At 73.2% G+C, this 17,926-nt stretch carries 15 protein-coding genes; 5 read left to right on the forward strand and 10 right to left on the reverse strand.

Annotation, left to right across the window (positions count from 1 at the left end):
- Nucleotides 1-4: 4 nt before the first annotated feature.
- Nucleotides 5-1,978, reverse strand: coding sequence for an anthranilate synthase family protein (locus tag ACZ6ZR_RS15970; RefSeq protein WP_465642704.1), 1,974 nt, complete (start codon nt 1,976-1,978; stop codon nt 5-7).
- Nucleotides 1,979-2,284: 306 nt separating this feature from the next.
- Between ACZ6ZR_RS15970 and ACZ6ZR_RS15975 the strand changes: the two genes are divergently transcribed.
- Nucleotides 2,285-3,619 (forward strand): class II 3-deoxy-7-phosphoheptulonate synthase, encoded by a 1,335-nt coding sequence (locus tag ACZ6ZR_RS15975; RefSeq protein WP_465642705.1) that lies wholly within the window; start codon nt 2,285-2,287, stop codon nt 3,617-3,619.
- 111 nt (nt 3,620-3,730) lie between these two features.
- Nucleotides 3,731-3,973 (forward strand): (2Fe-2S)-binding protein, encoded by a 243-nt coding sequence (locus ACZ6ZR_RS15980; protein WP_465642706.1) that lies wholly within the window; start codon nt 3,731-3,733, stop codon nt 3,971-3,973.
- A 35-nt stretch (nt 3,974-4,008) separates the two neighbouring features.
- Here the strand turns inward: ACZ6ZR_RS15980 and bfr are convergent, their stop codons facing one another.
- On the reverse strand, nt 4,009-4,488 hold the full coding sequence (gene bfr / locus ACZ6ZR_RS15985; protein WP_465642763.1) for a bacterioferritin: 480 nt from the start codon (nt 4,486-4,488) through the stop codon (nt 4,009-4,011).
- Between the two features lie 184 nt (nt 4,489-4,672).
- Here bfr and ACZ6ZR_RS15990 point away from each other — a divergent pair, with 184 nt between their 5' ends.
- Nucleotides 4,673-5,302, forward strand: a complete 630-nt coding sequence (locus tag ACZ6ZR_RS15990; RefSeq protein WP_465642707.1) for a sulfite oxidase-like oxidoreductase — start codon at nt 4,673-4,675, stop codon at nt 5,300-5,302.
- A 58-nt stretch (nt 5,303-5,360) separates the two neighbouring features.
- Here ACZ6ZR_RS15990 and pknB read toward each other — a convergent pair whose 3' ends face one another.
- The 5 genes from pknB to ACZ6ZR_RS16015 all read right to left on the reverse strand — a co-directional run bounded on the left by pknB (nt 5,361) and on the right by ACZ6ZR_RS16015 (nt 10,380).
- The gene (gene pknB, locus ACZ6ZR_RS15995; RefSeq protein ID WP_465642708.1) at nt 5,361-7,076 is read right to left on the reverse strand and encodes a Stk1 family PASTA domain-containing Ser/Thr kinase; all 1,716 of its coding nucleotides are present in this window, start codon (nt 7,074-7,076) and stop codon (nt 5,361-5,363) included.
- Nucleotides 7,077-7,184: 108 nt separating this feature from the next.
- The gene (locus ACZ6ZR_RS16000) at nt 7,185-8,126 is read right to left on the reverse strand and encodes an ROK family glucokinase (RefSeq protein ID WP_465642709.1); all 942 of its coding nucleotides are present in this window, start codon (nt 8,124-8,126) and stop codon (nt 7,185-7,187) included.
- A gap of 195 nt (nt 8,127-8,321) precedes the next feature.
- Nucleotides 8,322-8,576 carry a DUF5304 family protein gene (locus tag ACZ6ZR_RS16005; RefSeq protein ID WP_465642710.1) on the reverse strand — a complete coding sequence of 85 codons (255 nt, stop codon included), beginning with the start codon at nt 8,574-8,576 and terminating at the stop codon, nt 8,322-8,324.
- 34 nt (nt 8,577-8,610) lie between these two features.
- Complete coding sequence (locus ACZ6ZR_RS16010) at nt 8,611-9,768, reverse strand: ArsA family ATPase (RefSeq protein ID WP_465642711.1); 1,158 nt, start codon at nt 9,766-9,768, stop codon at nt 8,611-8,613.
- A 180-nt stretch (nt 9,769-9,948) separates the two neighbouring features.
- The gene (locus tag ACZ6ZR_RS16015) at nt 9,949-10,380 is read right to left on the reverse strand and encodes an SRPBCC family protein (RefSeq protein WP_465642712.1); all 432 of its coding nucleotides are present in this window, start codon (nt 10,378-10,380) and stop codon (nt 9,949-9,951) included.
- A 270-nt stretch (nt 10,381-10,650) separates the two neighbouring features.
- Here ACZ6ZR_RS16015 and ACZ6ZR_RS16020 point away from each other — a divergent pair, with 270 nt between their 5' ends.
- Nucleotides 10,651-12,444 carry an AMP-dependent synthetase/ligase gene (locus tag ACZ6ZR_RS16020; protein WP_465642713.1) on the forward strand — a complete coding sequence of 598 codons (1,794 nt, stop codon included), beginning with the start codon at nt 10,651-10,653 and terminating at the stop codon, nt 12,442-12,444.
- A 156-nt stretch (nt 12,445-12,600) separates the two neighbouring features.
- Here ACZ6ZR_RS16020 and ACZ6ZR_RS16025 read toward each other — a convergent pair whose 3' ends face one another.
- Nucleotides 12,601-13,740, reverse strand: coding sequence for a glycosyltransferase family 4 protein (locus ACZ6ZR_RS16025; protein ID WP_465642714.1), 1,140 nt, complete (start codon nt 13,738-13,740; stop codon nt 12,601-12,603).
- 218 nt (nt 13,741-13,958) lie between these two features.
- Here ACZ6ZR_RS16025 and ACZ6ZR_RS16030 point away from each other — a divergent pair, with 218 nt between their 5' ends.
- Nucleotides 13,959-15,356 carry a glycosyltransferase 87 family protein gene (locus ACZ6ZR_RS16030; RefSeq protein ID WP_465642715.1) on the forward strand — a complete coding sequence of 466 codons (1,398 nt, stop codon included), beginning with the start codon at nt 13,959-13,961 and terminating at the stop codon, nt 15,354-15,356.
- 49 nt (nt 15,357-15,405) lie between these two features.
- On the opposite strand, the gene ACZ6ZR_RS16035 is transcribed toward ACZ6ZR_RS16030, so the two are convergent.
- Nucleotides 15,406-16,662: a hypothetical protein gene (locus ACZ6ZR_RS16035; RefSeq protein WP_465642716.1), complete on the reverse strand. Its 1,257-nt coding sequence runs from the start codon at nt 16,660-16,662 to the stop codon at nt 15,406-15,408.
- Nucleotides 16,659-17,714: a C40 family peptidase gene (locus tag ACZ6ZR_RS16040; protein WP_465642717.1), complete on the reverse strand. Its 1,056-nt coding sequence runs from the start codon at nt 17,712-17,714 to the stop codon at nt 16,659-16,661. Before ACZ6ZR_RS16040 ends, ACZ6ZR_RS16035 begins: the two co-directional genes overlap by 4 nt.
- Nucleotides 17,715-17,926: the final 212 nt, after the last annotated feature.

Below are 17,926 nucleotides of genomic sequence, written 5' to 3' on the forward strand. Positions count from 1 at the left end.
CCCCTCAGACGGTGACCGCCGCCGCCCGCAGCAGCTCCGCGACCAGCGAGACGCCGTCCCGGGTGAGGACCGACTCGGGGTGGAACTGGAGCGTGGCGAAGCCGGGGCCGCGCAGCGCGGTCACGTCGTCGGAGCCGTCCGCCCGGGCCACCTCGATGCCCTCCGCCGCCAGCCGGGCCGCGTCGGCGTCGGTGCAGCGGGCGGTGAAGGTGTTGTAGAAGCCGACGGTGTGCCGGGTGCCGAACAGGTCCACGCTCTCCTGTGCGCCCTGGTACGGGACGTCCTTGCGGGCCAGCGGCAGGCCGAGCTCCGCGCTCACCAGCTGGTGGCTGAGGCAGACGGCGAGCAGCGGGGCCGTCCGGGCGCCGCCGCGGGCGGCGGCCAGCGCGTCCGCGACGATCGGCCGCAGCACCGCCATCTTGGCGTCGGCCGGGTCGGCCGGGTCCCCGGGGCCGGGGCCGAGCACCAGCGGGCCCTGATGGGCCGTCAGCAGCTCGCGCAGGCCGGGGGTGTCGTAGCGCAGCACCCGCACCCGGTGGCCGAGCGAGCGCAGCAGGTGGGACAGCATCGAGGTGAAGGTGTCCTCGCCGTCCACCACCAGCGTCTCGTGCTCGGCCGTGACCACGGCCGGCTGCTGCATCCGCAGCCAGAACGGGGCCAGCTGGGCCCGCCGGGAGTCCAGCGCGGTCTGCACCCGGTGGTCGTCGGCCAGCACCGGGCCGCCGCGCCGGGCGGACCGCCCGGCCGGGGCCGGGCGGGCGCCGATCGCGGTGAGCACCCCGGCGGCCTTGGCGTGCGTCTCGGCCACCTCGGAGTGCGGGTCGGAGTGCCGCACCAGGGTCGCCCCGGCCCGGACCACCAGGCCGCCCGTGGGGTCGATGTCCACGGTGCGGATGCAGATCGGCGAGTCCAGCTGCTGGCCGCCGCCGGCCGAGCGGCCGATCAGGGCCAGCGCGCCGGAGTAGTAGCCGCGCCCGGAACGCTCGTAGCGCTTGATCACCCGGGTGGCGTTCTGCACCGGACTGCCCGTCACGGTGGCGGCGAACATGGTCTCCTTGAGCACCTCCCGGACGTCCAGCGAGGTGCGGCCGCGCAGCTCGTACTCGGTGTGCGCGAGGTGGGCCATCTCCTTGAGGCGGGGGCCGAGCACCTGGCCGCCGAGGTCGCCGACGGTGCACATCATCTTGAGCTCCTCGTCGACCACCATGGTGAGCTCCTCCAGCTCCTTGGGGTCGTGCAGGAACTCCAGCAGCGAGTCGATGCCGGGGCCCTCGGCCGGGTAGCGGTACGTCCCGGAGATCGGGTTCATCACCACCGTGCCGCCGCTCTGCCGGACGTGGACCTCGGGCGAGGCGCCGACCAGGTAGCGACTCTGCCCGCCTCCGGCAGGGTGCTCGCCGGTGTACACCAGGAAGGTCCAGTACGCGCCGCGCTCCTGCTCCAGCAGCCGCCCGAACAGCCCCAGCGGGGTCGCGGGCCCGAACTCGCCGAAGCGGGCCGTGAAGTCACGCCGGATCACGAAGTTGGCGCCCTCGCCGCGGCCGATCTCGTCGGCGATCACCCGCCGGACGATCTCCGCGTACTCCTCGTCCGGGATGTCGAACTCCCCGCCCTCCAGCGCGATCACCGGGTCGGGCAGCGCGGCCAGCACCTCGGCCAGCGGGAAGGCGTACTGCTCCTCGATCCGCAGCGCCTGGAGCGGGGTGCCGTCGTCGTGGGCGTCGAAGCCGCGCTCGCGGATCTGCCGGTAGGGCACCAGGGCCAGCAGGTCGTGCCGGGCCCCGCCCTCCGGGGCGCCGTCCGGGACGGGCAGCGCGGCCAGCGTGTCGTACGCGCCGACGGTGCCGACCAGGACCTCGACGGTGTCCACGGCGTGCCGGGGGGTGCGGCGGTGCAGCAGGGCGTGGGCCGGGGCGCCGGGCGCGGCGAGGCGGGCGATCAGGGCGGACAGATCGGTCGGCGGGGTGAGGCTAGTCACGGTGGGTGGGTCCTTCCGGATGGGTCTGCGGTCTGGGTTTTCCGCTTCCGGGAGGCCGTCCTGCTGTCCGGTGAAACGCCGACGGCCGCCCCGTGGGGCGGCCGTCGTCTGCGTCTAGGAGCGCGCGATCCGTGGGCCACCCATGGGGTTGGCCCACCACCAGGAGAAGGTGTGCGGCGCGGTCATGGGGGAGAGCGTAGCGGGCCCGCCCGGCGGAGTGAAGCCGGTCACCCGTTTGTCCGCGCGGTGTCTCACCCATCGGGCGGTGGTCACGATTCGGACGTCACACCCCGTAGCCTTGACCCTGTGACCGTGACGAATCATCACTCCTGGCAGTCCCTGCCCGCGGCGCAGCAGCCTGAATGGCCGGACCAAGAGGCTCTGCGCAAGGTGCTTGCGGACCTCGCGTCCTATCCGCCCCTCGTCTTCGCCGGCGAGTGCGACCAGCTGCGCTCCCGGCTCGCTGCCGTGGCGCGTGGTGAGGCGTTCCTGCTCCAGGGCGGCGACTGCGCCGAGGCCTTCGACGGCGTCTCGGCGGACCAGATCCGCAACAAGCTCAAGACCCTGCTCCAGATGGCCGCCGTGCTCACGTACGCGGCCTCGGTGCCGGTCGTGAAGGTGGGCCGGATCGCCGGCCAGTACTCCAAGCCGCGCTCCAAGTCGACCGAGACCCGGGACGGCGTGACCCTCCCGGTCTACCGCGGCGACTCGGTGAACGGCTTCGACTTCACCCCCGAGTCCCGGATCCCGGACCCGGAGCGGCTCAAGCGGATGTACAACGCCTCCGCGGCGACGCTGAACCTGGTCCGTGCCTTCACCACCGGTGGTTACGCCGACCTGCGCCAGGTGCACGCCTGGAACCAGGACTTCGTGCGCAACTCGCCGGCCGGCCAGCGGTACGAGCGGCTGGCCCGCGAGATCGACAACGCGCTGGCCTTCATGAACGCCTGCGGGGTGGCCCCCGAGGAGTTCAAGACGGTCGAGTTCTACTCCTCGCACGAGGCGCTGATCCTCGACTACGAGACGGCCATGACCCGGACCGACTCGCGCACCGGCGACCTGTACGACGTCTCGGGCCACATGGTCTGGATCGGCGAGCGCACCCGGCAGCTGGACCACGCGCACATCGAGTTCGCCGCCAAGGTCCGCAACCCGATCGGCGTGAAGCTCGGCCCGACCACCACGGTCGACGAGGCGCTCACCCTGATCGAGCGGCTCGACCCGGAGCGCGAGCCCGGCCGCCTGACCTTCATCACCCGGATGGGCGCGGGCAAGGTCCGCGAGCACCTGCCCACCCTGGTCGAGAAGGTCACCGCCTCCGGCGCCCAGCCGGTGTGGATCTGCGACCCGATGCACGGCAACACCTTCGAGGCCTCCAGCGGCCACAAGACCCGCCGCTTCGACGACGTGCTCGACGAGGTCAAGGGCTTCTTCGAGGTGCACCGCGCGCTGGGCACCCACCCGGGCGGCATCCACGTCGAGCTCACCGGTGACGACGTCACCGAGTGCGTCGGCGGTGGCGACGAGGTGCTGGTCGACGACCTGCACCAGCGCTACGAGACGGCCTGCGACCCGCGGCTGAACCGCAGCCAGTCGCTCGACCTGGCCTTCCTGGTCGCGGAGATGTACCGCGGCCACTGACGGCAGTGTGAGAAAGGCCCCTTCGCCGGAACGGCGGAGGGGCCTTTCTGTTGCCCCCGGAGCCAGGTAAGGTAAGGCTCAGTAAAGTGCACGACACCGGGAGCGGCCGCTATGTACGTCTGCATGTGCCACGCGGTCACCGAGGAGCAGGTGAAGCGGGAGATCGACGGCGGTGCCGTCACCCCCCGTCAGATAGCCCAGGGCTGCAAGGCCGGCACCGACTGCGGGTCCTGCGTGCGGCGGATACAGGCACTGCTCGGGGAGCACGGCGCCCGCCCTTGCCCCACCGCCCGGCTCGCCGCGAAGCTCGGTCTCGCCGAGCCGGAGGACCGGTCGGAGGACCGGGCGGCCTGACGAGCTGACGTCCGGGCCTCAGGACCGCTCCTGACTCAGGACTCGGGCTGCTCGATCAGCTGGGCCAGGTAGAGCGCCTCGCCGAGCTTCTCCAGAAGCTCCAGCTGGGTGTCCAGGTAGTCGATGTGGTGCTCCTCGTCCTCGAGGATGGCCTCGAAGATGTTGGCCGAGGTCACGTCGTTCTTCGCCCGCATGACGACGATCCCGCGCTTGAGGCGGTCGATAGCCTCCACCTCGATCTGGCGGTCGGCCTCGAACATCTCCTTGACGGTCTGTCCGATCCGGACGTGGAAGAGCCGCTGGTAGTTGGGCAGCCCGTCCAGGAAGAGGATCCGGTCGGTCAGTGTCTCGGCGTGCTTCATCTCGTCGAAGGACTCGTGCCGGGTGTACTTGGCGAGCTTCGTCCAGCCGTTGTTCTCCTGCATCTTCGCGTGCAGGAAGTACTGGTTGATCGCGGTCAGCTCTGCGGTGAGCTGCTCGTTGAGGAACTCGATGACCTCGGCGTCGCCCTTCATGGCGGTGCCCTCCTGTGCTCTGTTCAGCTGTACGGCTGACCGCATCGTGACACCCTTTTGCCGTGCATTTCCAGTAAGTTCACGCTTAGTGGCAGTTGTGTCGAACTATCCGATTTGATGGTTTTCGAGAGCCGTCCGGAGGGGTGGGCGCGGCGGCTCGGCGGCGGTCTGTCACCATGGGGGCATGGGTCAGTCAGAACGCGAAGCAGATCCGCCGGCTGACCCGAGACTCCCCCCGGGTCAGCGGCTCCAGCGCGGTTGGCCCGTCCTGCACTACGGCCCGGTCCCCCGCTTCAAGCCGCTGACCTGGGACTTCCAGGTGTTCGGGGCCACCGCCTCGGCGGAGAAGCACAGTTGGGGTTTCGAGGAGTTCCAGTCCCTCCCCCGGGTGACGGTGCGCGGCGACTTCCACTGCGTCACCCGCTTCTCGATGCTCGACAACGAGTGGTGCGGCGTCTCCGCCTCGACCGTGCTCGACCTGGTGCCCCCGGCCGAGCACGTCACCCATGTGATGGTCTGGGCCGAGTACGGCTACAGCGCCAACCTCAGCCTGGCCGACTTCGCCGACGCCTCCACCGTCTTCGCCACCCACCACGACGGCGAGCCGCTCACCGTGGAGCACGGCTTCCCGGTCCGGCTGGTGGTGCCCGGACGGTACGCCTGGAAGGGCCCGAAGTGGGTCCGGGCGGTCGAGTACATGCGGGCCGACCGGCGCGGCTTCTGGGAGGAGCGCGGGTACCACAACCTGGCCGACCCGTGGGCGGAGAAGCGTTACTCCTACCAGGAGGAGCCCGGCGACGGGCCGCTGCGCTGATCCCCTGTCACAGCTGACCCCCCGTCACAGCTGAGCCTTCGTCACGGCCGGGCCCGCGTCACAGCAGGGCGAAGTCGACCTGCACCTCGGAGCCCTGCCTGGCCGGCTGTCCCGCCGCCGGGCTCTGCCGCCCGGCCTTGCCGAACCCGAAGCCGCCCTTCATCGTGAAGCCGGCCTCCCTGAGCGCGCGCTCCGCGTCGGCCCTGCTCAGGCCGGACACGTCCGGCACCAGGTGCATGCCCTTGCTGACCGTCAGGGCCACCGGCGCGCCGACCGCCAGCTGGGTGCCGGGCGCCGGGTCGGCCGAGATCACCACGCCCTGGGCCACCGTGTCGCTGTACTGCTCGGTGACGGTGCCCCGGGTCAGCCGGGCGTCGGCCAGCTGACGGTCCACCTGATCCAGCGACCGACCGGGCAGCGGCGGCACCGCCACCCGCTCCGGCCCCCGGGAGACGGTGACCTTCACCGGATCGCTCTTGCGCACCCGAGCGCCCACCCCGGGATCGGTGGCCAGCACCTTCCCGGCCGGGACGCTCTCGCTGTACTGCTGCACGTAACTGCCCTCCAGCCCGGCCGCCTCCAGCGTCCGCTCGGCCTGCTCCTGACTCTGCGTCAGGACGCCGGGGACCGTGCCGTACAGCCCCTCGGAGAGGGCGTAGGTGGTGCCGCCGACCAGCAGCAGCACCGCCGCCAGCACCGAGCCCCAGACCAGCGGCTTCCTCGGCAGGCGCCGGCGGCGGGCCGGCCGGACGGGGGCGGGCTCGTCGTACGGGCGAGTGCGGGTGAGCGTCATGGTCGGCACGTCCAGCACGCTGGTCCGCTCGACCCGGTCGATCACCGAGGTGGCCTCGGTGGTGGGGTGCAGCGGGCTGCGGCGGGCCGAGGCCGGGGGCTCGGCGTCCAGCTGAGCGGGCGTCAGGGCGCGGCGGGCGCGCTGCAGGGTGGCCAGCAGCTCGACCGCGTCCCAGGGGCGGCCCTGCGGATCGCGGGCGGTGGCGGCGGCCACTATCGCGTCCAGGCCGGGGCCGGCGGCGGGGGCGGTGCGTGAGGGCGGCGGGACGTCCTCGTGCAAGTGACGGTAGATCACCTGCATCGGGTTCTCGCCGGTGTACGGCTTGCTGCCGGTGAGCAGCTCGTAGAGCAGGATGCCGGCGGCGTAGACGTCCACCCGCTGGTCGGTGGGCAGCCCGGGCCGCACTTGCTCGGGGGCCAGGTAGGAGACGGTGCCCAGCACGGTGCTCGCGCTGGTGGTCTCGGTCACCCCGTCGGAGCCGGTGAGCAGCCGGACCAGGCCGAAGTCGGCGACCTTGACCAGGCCGCCGTCGGTGATCAGCACGTTCTCCGGTTTGACGTCGCGGTGCACCAGCCCGGCCCGGTGGGCGGCGCCGAGTGCGGCGAGCACCGGCTCCAGCACGTCCAGGGCGGCCCGCACGCTCAGCGCGCCGCGGTCGCGGAGCAGGTCCCGCAGGGTGCGGCCGGGGACGTACTCCATGGCCAGGAAGACCGAGGAGCCGTCGGCGCCCTGGTCGAAGACGTTCACCACGTTGGGGTGGGCGAGCCGGGCGACGGCCTTGGCCTCGCGGATGAACCGGCCGGTGAACTCGGCGTCGCGGGCCAGCGAGGGGTGCATCACCTTGACCGCCACCGTCCGGTCCAGCCGGACGTCGGTGGCCCGGTAGACGGTGGCCATCCCGCCGACCGCGATCCGCCGCTCGATCCGGTACCGGTCGTCGAGCAGGGTGCCGGTCAGCGGGTCGGGCGGGGTGGTGTCCATCCGAGGAGTCTAGGGGCTGCCCCTCCGGTGGGGCCGGGCGGTCGCCGCCGGGCACGTCAAGGGCGGCCGCCCTTGCGGGTGGCCGCCCTTGACGTGACGTCGGCAGGCTCAGACGCGGGCCAGGTCGGCGGCGCCGACGATGCCGGCGGCGGAGCCCATGGAGGCGAGCACCACCTCGGCCTTGGGGCGGTGGACGCCGCCGGTCAGGTACTGCTGGAAGGCCTTGGCGACCGGGTCGAGCAGCAGGTCGCCGGAGTCGGAGACGCCGCCGCCGAGCACGAAGACGGCCGGGTCGAACAGGGCGGCCAGGTCGGCCATGCCGCGGCCCAGCCAGTCGGCCAGCTCGGCGTAGCACTCCAGGGCCAGCGGGTCGCCCTCGGCGGCGGCCTCGGTGATGTGGATGCCGCGGATGGTCTCGGCGACGCCGTCGTTGAGCTCCAGCATCCGGCGGCCGGCCACCGCGTCGGCGGCGGCCTTCTCCCGGCCGTAGCGGCGCAGGGCGCGGCCGGAGCCGTACTGCTCCCAGCAGCCGTGGCCACCGCAGCCGCAGAGCAGGCCGTCCGGGACCATGTTGAGGTGGCCGATCTCGCCGGCCACGCCGAAGCGGCCGCGGTGCAGGCGGCCGTCGAGCACGATGCCGCCGCCGATGCCGGTGCCCACGGTGATCAGCACCATGTCGGAGTGCTCGGCCGCCGCGCCGAAGCGGAACTCGGCCCAGGCCGCGCAGTTGGCGTCGTTCTCCACCACGGTGGTGAGGCCGGTGAGCTCCTCGATCCGGGTCTTGAGCGGCTCGTTCTCCCAGTCGATGTTGGGCGCGAAGATCACCGTGGCGCGCTCGCGGTCGACGAACCCGGGGGCACCCACACCCACGCCGGCCACGTCGGGGTACTGCTCCTTGAGCTCCCGCACCGCCTGGGCGATGGCGTCCACCGCCCACTGGGGATCCGCCGGGGTGGGGACCCTGGTCCGGGCGAGGATCTCGCCGTTCTCGTCGACCACGCCGGCCGCGATCTTCGTGCCGCCGACATCGACGCCGATGGTCAGAGCCATGTCTCCCTCAGCTATTCACTCGTTCCCGCTGAGCGGAACGGTACCCGCAGAAGAGGGCTCCCGTACACACTGATTCATACATTATTCGAAGACAATTCCCGCGCGTGTGGCCATGAGCATTCAGGAGTCGTACGTTTTGCCCCATCCGGTGACGTTACGGAGCGATGGCTTCACCCGCCAGGATTGGTTGGTTCACTACTTGTCCGACGGTCCGTCAAGGTCGATGTGCTCGGCCTCGGCGCGTCCGGGTGCCGACCAGCGACGCTCGTGACCGCCCACCGCCGCCCGGTACGCGGCCAGCAGCTCGCCCCCGGCGGCGGCCAGGTGGCCGTAGACCTCGGGGTTCTGCTCGCGCCAGCGGCCCACCGCCTCCTGGGCCTTCTCCCCCACCGCGGCGGCGATCTTGCGGACCTCCTCCACCAGGTCGCTGTCTGACTGCTCCTCGGCCATCGGGCCCTCCCTCACTGGTGGTTGGCGGCCGACACTACCCGCGCGGCCAGAGATCGTGGTCCGGGGCGAAGCGGACGGAGAGCACTCCGTCGGTCAGCGCCGCCCCGCTCACGGTGCAGCGGCGCAGCGCCGAGGGCAGCGACAGGATCCGGCGGTGGTCGCCCAGGCCCAGCACCAGCTCGTCGCCCCGGCGGACCAGGTCGAGCTCCGTGCGGTCGGCGCCGGGAAGCGTCAGGTGCCAGACCAGCAGACCGTCCTCGGCCAGCCGGTCCTCCACCCACCAGGGGTGCTCGGCGACGGCGGGGGCGGCACCCTCGCCGTAGAGCTGCTCCGCCACCGCCTCCAGGGTGGGCTCGGGCTGACGCCCGATCAGCAGCGGCACGTCCAACTCCGCCGCCAGGGCGGCCAGTTCGTCCCGCTCACGGGCGGCCCGGCCGGCCAGCCAGGGGTCGGCGGAGTCCACCGCGGCGGCGGGCAGCGCGCGCTGGGCGACCACCGCGTCCAGCCGCAGCCGGTGCAGGGCCAGCCCGGCCCGGGCCCGGCGCAGCTCCTCCGGGCGGGGCGCGGCGGCGTCGACCACCAGGCGGACGGTGGTGGTCGGGGCCTCGATCACGGCCCGGGCCCCGGCCAGCGCGGCGGACGCCCGGGTGCGGGCCTCGAACAGCCAGTCGGCGGGCATCGGCACCCCGGCGACGGCGGCCAGCAGCGGGCGCAGCGCCCGGGCCGCCTGGCGCTGCTCGGGCAGCAGCCGGGCCAGGTGGCGGTCGAGTTGCTCGGGGAGGGCGAGGGCGGCGATCAGCTCGGCGGGGCGGGGCGCGGCCACCACCAGGACGGAGGCCTCGGCGCGGCGCAGCGCCCCGAGCAGGGCGAGCTGGGCGGTGCCGGGGAGCGCGGTGAGCTCCTCGCGCTCCAGCGGGGTGGCGCCGAGCAGGTCCAGGGCGGGGCCGAGCGCGTCCTGGATGCCGTGCACCGCATCGCGGAAGGCGGCCTGTGGGTCGGTCCGAGCCACCGTCAGGGCGTCGGCGTAGCGGGCCGGTTCGGCGGTGAGGCGCACACCGAGCAGGGTGTCCATCGCCCGGTGCGGGTCGTCGGCGGCCAGCAGGTGGGTCCGCCGGCCCCGCCCGGCGTGGTGCAGCGCGGTCGCGGCGGCCACCAGCTCGGCGCCGTCACCACTGACCAGGATGGTCCGCATCGGGTCCTCTCACGGGAGACGTGACTGCGCCCCGCAGGGGCGCGGGGAACTGCGCGCAGGGGAACGGCAGCACGTGCAACTGGCTGACGTGCCCCGACCTCACGCTGGGCCGCCTTCCGGACTCGCGCAGTTCCTCGCGCCCCTGGGTCGCTGCCCTGCCGAACCTGGCCTGACCGGGCGTCAGCCTTCGACGCGCTTCTTGAGGCCGGCGAGGGCGCGGTCGATGATGACCTTCTCGGCCTTGCGCTTGATCATGCCGAGCATCGGGATCTTGACGTCCACCGCGAGCTGGTAGGTGACGGCGGTGCCCTTCCCGGCCGGGGCCAGGGTGTAGGAGCCGTCCAGGGAGCGGAGCATCTGGCTCTTGACCAGCGTCCAGCTGACCTCGCGGTCGCCGTCCCAGGTGTAGGCGAGGACGTGCTCGTCGCGGATCGCCCCGGCGTCCAGCACCAGGCGGACCTCGGCGGCGCGGCCGTCCTCGACGGTGGAGAGGACCTCCACCTCCTTGACCTCGCCGGTCCAGTCGGGGTACGCGGCGAAGTCCGCGATCACCGCCATGACCTCGGCCGGGCTCGCGTCGATGGTGATGCTCGACCTGGTGTGTTCCGCCATGGCACGGCCTCCGCTGTCCTCATTCGGGTGTGCGCCCAGGGAAGGCTATCGCGCCGCCGGGGGCGCACCGGCCGCCGGGGGCGTCACCGCAGGTCAAGCGGGTAGGGGCTACCGGCGGGTATTCCTACGCTGTCGTAAGGTGCGAGTCGGGCAGAAACGGAGCACCCGGACGATGTGACGCTTCGAACACCTCGGCGAACAAGTCTGGCCATTCGTCCTACCGGGCAGTAACGTCCTGCCGTCCCGCAGCGTCGCAGACGAGGAGCAGCCTTGCTCGAGTTCAGCAATCCGGCCCGCTACCAGGTACCCAGCGGTGGCAACCTCTCCGATCTGGTCCACCAGAACGCGGAGCAGCACCCGGGCGTCGCGGTCGTCAGCCGCAAGCTGGACGGGCAGTGGACCGATCTGACCGCCACTCAGTTCCTCGCCGAGGTGCACTCCGCCGCCAAGGGCCTGATCGCCGCCGGCGTCACGCCGGGCGACCGGGTCGGCGTGATGTCGCGCACCCGCTACGAGTGGACCGTGCTGGACTTCGCGATCTGGTGCGCGGGCGCGATCACCGTGCCGGTGTACGAGACCTCCTCCGCCGAGCAGGTGGTCTGGATCCTGGGTGACTCCGGCGCCGTCGCCGTGGTGACCGAGACCGCCACGCACGCCGCCCTGGTCGACGGGCTGCGCGAGCGGCTGCCGGAGCTGAAGCACACCTGGCAGATCGAGGACGGCGCCCTGGCCGCGCTGGCCGAGGCCGGGAAGGGCGTCGCCGACACCACGGTGACGGAGCGCCGCTCGACCGCGACCGCCGACTCGATCGCCACCATCGTCTACACCTCGGGCACCACCGGCCGCCCGAAGGGCTGCCAGCTCACCCACGGCAACTTCCTGGCCGAGCTGGGGAACGTGACGGCCCGGATGGAGCCGCTGTTCCGCACCGGCGAGGCCTCGGTGCTGCTCTTCCTGCCGCTGGCCCACGTGCTCGGCCGGATCGCCGAGATCGCTGCGGCGATCGCCCCGATCAAGCTCGGCCACGTCTCCGACATCAAGGACGTCACCGCCGAACTGGCCTCCTTCCGGCCGACGTTGATCCTCGGCGTGCCCCGGGTGTTCGAGAAGGTCTACAACACCGCCCGGGCCAAGGCGCAGGCCGACGGCAAGGGCAAGATCTTCGACAAGGCCGCCGACACCGCGATCGCCTACAGCCGCGCCCTGGACCACGGCGGCGCCCCGCTGGGCCTGCGGCTCAAGCACGCGGTCTTCGACCGCCTGGTCTACCGCAAGCTGCGCGCCGCGCTCGGCGGCCGGGCCACCCACGCGATCTCCGGCGGCGCCCCGCTCGGCGAGCGCCTCGGCCACTTCTACCGGGGCGTCGGCTTCACCGTCCTGGAGGGCTACGGCCTCACCGAGACCTGCGCCGCCACCTCCTTCAACCCGCACGACAAGCCGAAGATCGGCACCGTCGGCCAGCCGCTGCCCGGCTCCTCGGCCCGGATCGCCGAGGACGGCGAGGTGCTGCTGAAGGGCCCTCAGGTCTTCACCGGCTACTGGAACAACCCCGAGGCCACCGCCGAGGCGCTGCGCGACGGCTGGTTCGCCACCGGCGACATCGGCACCCTGGACGCCGACGGCTACCTCACCATCACCGGCCGGAAGAAGGAGATCCTGGTCACCGCCGGCGGCAAGAACGTCGCCCCGGCCGTGATCGAGGACCGGATCCGGGCCCACGCCCTGGTCGGCGAGGTCATGGTGGTCGGCGACCGCAAGCCGTTCATCGCCTGCCTGGTCACCATCGACGAGGACTTCTTCCCGCGCTGGAAGGAGACCAACGGCAAGCCGGCCGGCGCCACCGTGGCCGAACTGCGGGACGACGCCGACCTGCTGGCCACCATCCAGTCCGCCGTGGACGACGGCAACCAGGCCGTCTCCCAGGCCGAGGCGGTCAAGAAGTTCCGCATCCTCGACACCGTCTTCTCCGAGGAGAGCGGCCACCTGACGCCCTCGCTGAAGCTCAAGCGCAACGTGGTGATGAAGGACTACGCCGAAGAGGTCGAGGGCCTCTACCGGCGCTGACCCCCGTCACGAGCGACGCCCCGTCAGGGGCGCGGGGAACTGCGCGCAGGGGAACGGCAGCACCTGCGACTGGCGCACCTGCTCCGATCCAGCGGTGGGCCGCCTTCCGATTCGCGCAGTTCCCCGCGCCCCTGGCGGGGCGCAGCCGTGTTCCTCCTACTGCTGCGCGAGCAGCGAGGTGAGCCGGCCGGCCAGCAGGTCCCAGCGCCAGGAGCGCTCCACCCAGCGCCGCCCGGCCTCGCCCATGGTGGCGCGCAGTTCAGGGTCCTTCAGCAGCCTGACGATCCGTTCGGCGGCCGCCGCCGGGGAGCCGCCGGGCACCACGTAGCCGGTCTCGCCCTCCAGCACCGCGTCCGGGGCCCCGCCGGAGTCCCCCGCGACCACCGGCAGGCCGGTCGCGCTGGCCTCCAGGTAGACGATGCCCAGGCCCTCCACGTCCAGCCCGCCGCGCCGGGTGCGGCAGGGCATCGCGAAGACGTCCCCGGCCCCGTAGTGCGCCGGCAGCTCGGACCACGGCACCGCGCCGGTGAAGCGGACCGAGGCGGCCACCCCGGTGCGCTCGGCGAGCTTCTCCAGCTCGCCCCGGTACGGGCCGTCGCCGACGATCAGCAGCACCGCGTCCGGCACGTCGCGCAGGATCTGCGGCAGCGCGGCGATCAGCGTGTCCTGCCCCTTGCGCGGCACCAGCCGGGAGACGCAGACCACCACCGGACGGTCCGTCAGGCCGAGCGCGGCCCGGACCGCGTCCCCGCCGGAGTCCGGCCGGAAGGTGGTCTCGTCGACGCCGGGCGGCAGCTGGACCATCCGGGCGGCGGCGGCCGGGCCGACCGCCGAGGCGATCCGGGAGCGGGTGTACTCGCCGAGGTAGGTGAGCACGTCGGTGCCCTCGCCGATCCGTCTCAGCAGCTGCCGGGAGCCGGGCAGCTGGGCCCAGGCTGCCTCGTGACCGTGCGTCATGCCGAGCAGCCGCCCGGCCCCCGCCCGGCGCAGCCGCGGGGCCATCAGACCGAGCGGGGCGGCCGCGCCGAACCAGACCGAGTCGCAGCCCTCGGCCCGCAGGATCTCGGCGGCCCGCGCGGTCACCCGGGGCGTCGGCACCATCATCTTCGTCCGGTCCCGGACCACCGGGAACGGCTGCTCGGCGTCGAACCGGGCCACCTCCGTACCGTCCCGCCAGGTCGACGCGTAGACCACCACGCTGCCCGGCGGCTGCCGGACGGCCATGTTGTGCACGAACGCCTGGATCCCGCCCGGGCGGGGCGGGAAGTCGTTGGTGACGATCAGGGTCTTCTGCATGTCACGGCTCGCTCGGTCGGGGGGTGCGCGGTGTACCGGTCGGTGGTCCGTACGATAGGTCAACACCCCGGTGCTCCGGGAACGCGACCGGCCGCGCAACCGTTGGCCGGTCGGACCTGACGGAGTGTGTGTCCGGCGAGAAGGCCGCAGGCCGGGAGGGCGGACGGGGGCCGGGGGTGGACGGGCGCGGTGCGCGCACGCGTGGACGAGGGAGTGCGGTGGAGTTGGTCCCGGCCGGGAGCACCGGTCTGAGCGCGGTCGAGCGCGCCCCCGTACCCGGAAGCACACCGAGCCCGGCCGGAGGCGCGCTGTGGGCGCTGGCCGGCGGCTGGCTGGCCACCCGGACACTGCTGGTCCTGATCGTGACCGGGGTGCTCCGGATCGCCGCCACCGACGTCACCGCCGACGTCTCGGTGATCTACCACGGCTGGTACCAGGTGCTGCAGACCGGCACCTTCCCGCTGGACGACGTCACCTGGCAGTACCCGCCCGGCGCCGCCCTGGTGATCCTGCTGCCCGGACTGCTGCCCTGGTCCTACCTGGTGTCGTTCTGGGTGCTCTGCGGGATCTTCGACGCCGTCACCATGGTGCTGCTGATGCGGGCCGGGACCAAGCGCGGCCGGAGCTTCTCCGGTGCCTGGGTCTGGGTGGCCGGGGTGCCGCTGCTGGGGCCGACCGTCTACTGCCGCTACGACATCCTGGTGACCGCGCTGGCGGTGGCCGGGCTGCTGGTGCTGCTGCGCCGCCCGGGCCTGGGCGGGGCGCTGCTCGGCTTCGGCGGGCTGGTGAAGGTCTGGCCGGTGCTGGCCCTGCTCGGCGTCCCGAAGGGCCGCCGCACCCGGCGCTCCTGGACGGCGGCGATCGCCTCGTTCAGCGCGCTGGGCTTCCTGCTCACGGCGGGGATGAACGGCGCCTTCGAGTTCCTCAAGTTCCAGCGCGACCGGGGCATCGAGGTGGAGTCGCTCGGCGCGCTGCCGGTGCACTTCGCCCGGATCCTCGGCGGCTGGGACGGCGAGGTGAAGATGAACTACGGCTCGGTGGAGATGCTCGGGCCGTGGGTCCCGGTGATCACCAAGCTGGCGCTGGCCGCCTCGGTCGGCGGCTTCGGCTGGCTGCTGTTCTGGCGGCTGCGGGCCCGCCGCTGGACCTCGGCCACCACCTACGACGCGGCGCTCGCGGCGCTGCTGGTCTTCACCGCCACCAGCCGGGTGATCAGCCCGCAGTACATGGTCTGGATCGTCGGGGTCGCGGCGGTCTGCCTGACCGTGCGCGGCACCAGCCAGAAGCCGGTGGCGGTGCTGGTCCTGGTGACCACGCTGCTCACCATGCTGGAGTTCCCGATCCTGTTCGGACAGATCGTCAACAGCGAGCCCTGGGGCGTGGCCGTCCTGACGGCGCGGAACCTGACGCTGCTGGCCGCCACGGTGCTCTCCTGCCGCCGCCTCTGGCTCTCCACCCGGGCCCCCGGCCAGACCAGGACCCTGGTGCTGCCGCCCCGCGCCCTGGAGGCGGCCACTCCCGCCGCCACCTCCCCGATCGGCTACCCGGTGCGGCCGGGCATCGCCTACGAGCAGGACCTGCTGGACGACTTCGACAACCCGGCCGTGCCGCGCTGAGGGCTCCGCACCCGCTCAGTGCGCGGAGCGGGTCAGTGCACGGAGCGGCTCAGTGCGCGAAGCGCTGGTGCAGGTCCTCGGCCCACTGGCGGGTGAACTCGTCCAGGCCGAGGCCGAAGGAGCCGCGCAGCAGCCCGTCCAGCCACTCCTCCCGGGTGGAGGTGGGGCCGGCGGTGGCGTTCGCGCGGTAGAAGGCGACCAGCCGGCGCTCGCCGAACCGGCGGACCATCAGGTCGCAGGCGGACCAGGCCAGTTCGTAGGCGAGCGCGATCCCGGCCGCGCCGGCCGTGAAGTCGGTGTCGGCGGGCAGCCTCGGTGAGAATCCCGGGGCTGCGGCGGCCCTGGCCAGCTCGGGGGCGATCTGCTGCGGGGTGCGGCCGGTGCCCCGGTAGCCGGTGTGGTCGGCCACGCCCTCGGAGAGCCAGAGCGGGGTCCACGGCCTGGTGTCGGCGCGGGTGGCCACGTGGGTGGCCTCGTGCGTGGTGACCACCCGGCGGCCCAGGTCGCTCAGCCCGGCGTAGGCCTGCGGGTTGATCAGGATCCGGTCGGCCGGGGTACGCGACGGGGCCCCGGCGGCCGCGGTGGTGACGGCGGCTATCCCGGCGTACTGCCCGGCGGGCGCGCCGAGCAGCCGGTCGAACTGCTCGGCGGTGGCCGGGTGGCCGATCAGCAGCTTCCCGGGCCAGCCCGCGCCCCAGAGCTCCCCGACCAGCGGCACCGCCTGGTCGGCGGCGGCCGCGGTGCGGGCCAGCTCGGCCGGGGCGGCCTGGCCGAACACCAGGCAGTGCTTCCCCCGCACCACGGAGACCGGGCCGAGGTCCCAGGGCGCGACGGAGCCCTCGGGCTGCTCCCCCGTCAGCTGCCAGCCCCCGGCGCCCCGTTCGAAGGAGAGCCGGCGGCGCAGCACCGCCGGGTAGTCGTCGTACTCCGCGACCCGCCAGCCGAGCTCGGCCGCGAGGGTCGAGCTCGCGCCCACCGGCTCGGTGAACTCGGTGATGCGGTAGGAGAGTTCGGCCAGCGGCAGGTCGGCGAGCCTACGCAGCAGGGCCTGTCCGGCCTCCCCGGCGGGCAGGGCGGCGGCGTCCTGGCGCAGCAGCGCGCGGGCGCGGTCGGCCAGCAGCGCCTCCAGCTCGGGCCGGACGGCGGGCACCGTGGCGGCGGCCGTCGGCCCGGAGAACTGCGGGGCCGGGGCCCGGCCCCGGGGCGGGGAGAGCTGCACCAGCCCGGCGGCCGCGAGCAGCAGCGCGGCACGGCGGGAGAGCGGCGGGGCGGAGCCGGACGCACTCCGGCCACCGGCTGGTCTCATACCCGGACGACTCCGGAGACGGGCATCGCGTTGACGCTCTCGTAGCGCACCCGGGCGCCGGGGTAGGGCGCGTGCACCACGACACCGCCGCCGGCGTACATCCCGACGTGGTGCATGTCCCTGTAGAAGATCACCAGGTCTCCCGGGCGGGCGTCGGCCAGGCTGATCCGCTGGCCCGCGTTGGCTTGCTGCTGCGAGGTCCGCGGCAGGCTCACTCCGGCCTGCCGCCAGCTCCAGTACATCAGACCGGAGCAGTCGAAGGTGCGCGGGCCGGTGGAACCGTACACGTACGGGGAGCCGATCTTGCTCGCGGCGGCGGCCAGCGCGGCGGCGGCCCGGCCCGAGGCGGCCGGGAGGTTGCCCAGGTCCACCCGCTCGCCGCCGCGGGCGGCACGGCGCTCGGCGTCCCGGGCGTCGTCCGCCTGGAGCCGGGCCCGCTCGGCGGTGCCCAGGCTGTTCAGCAGCCGCTGGGCCTTGGCCAGGCGCTGGCGGATGTCCTGCTTGCTCTCCGTCAGGGTGCGCCGCACCGACTCCAGTTCGGCCAGCTTGGCGGAGGTCTCGGCCCGGCGCTGGTCGAGCCTGCGCTGACGGTCGATCACCTGGTGCAGGGTGTCGTTCTGCCGCTGGTTCACCTGGTCCAGGGTGCGGGCCCGGTAGAGGTAGCCGGCCGGGTCGGAGTCGAGCATCAGCTGGACCGCCGGGTCGATGCCGCCGGACCGGTACTGGGCGGCGGCCACCGAACCGAGGTCGGAGCGCAGCCGGTTGAGCTCCTCCTGGGCGGAGGCCACCTGGTCCTGGAGGGTGCCGGTCTCGGCCTGGAGGACGCGCTGCTGCTCCTGGGCGGCGTTGGCCCGCTCGGAGGCCTGCTCGGCCTCCTCGTAGATCTGGTCGACCTGGGCCTTGACGTCCTTGCGGGAGGTGGGCTCGGCCGGGGCACCGGGTGCGGCGACCGCACCCCCGGCCGCCGCGACGCCGAGCACCGTGGTCGCGGCTGCGGTGAGCACCAGCGCCCGGGTCAGCCTACGGGCGGCCGGCAGGGGGGAACGAGACACGGTGGCGGCTCCTGTCCTGCGGCCGGGCCACCGCCGCCGCCCGGTGGGCGGGCGTCCTGACGGAGGTCCGGGGGCAGACGTTAGCGAGTCGCGGCGATCTAGTCCAAACCCCTATAGGACCGAATATTTGACCACTAATCGGACAGTTGATCCACCGTCGGGAAACGCCGCAGGCCCGGCACGGGGCCGGGCCTGCGGGGTGTAGCGCGTTC

It is taken from the genome of Kitasatospora sp. NPDC088742 (assembly GCF_055584905.1).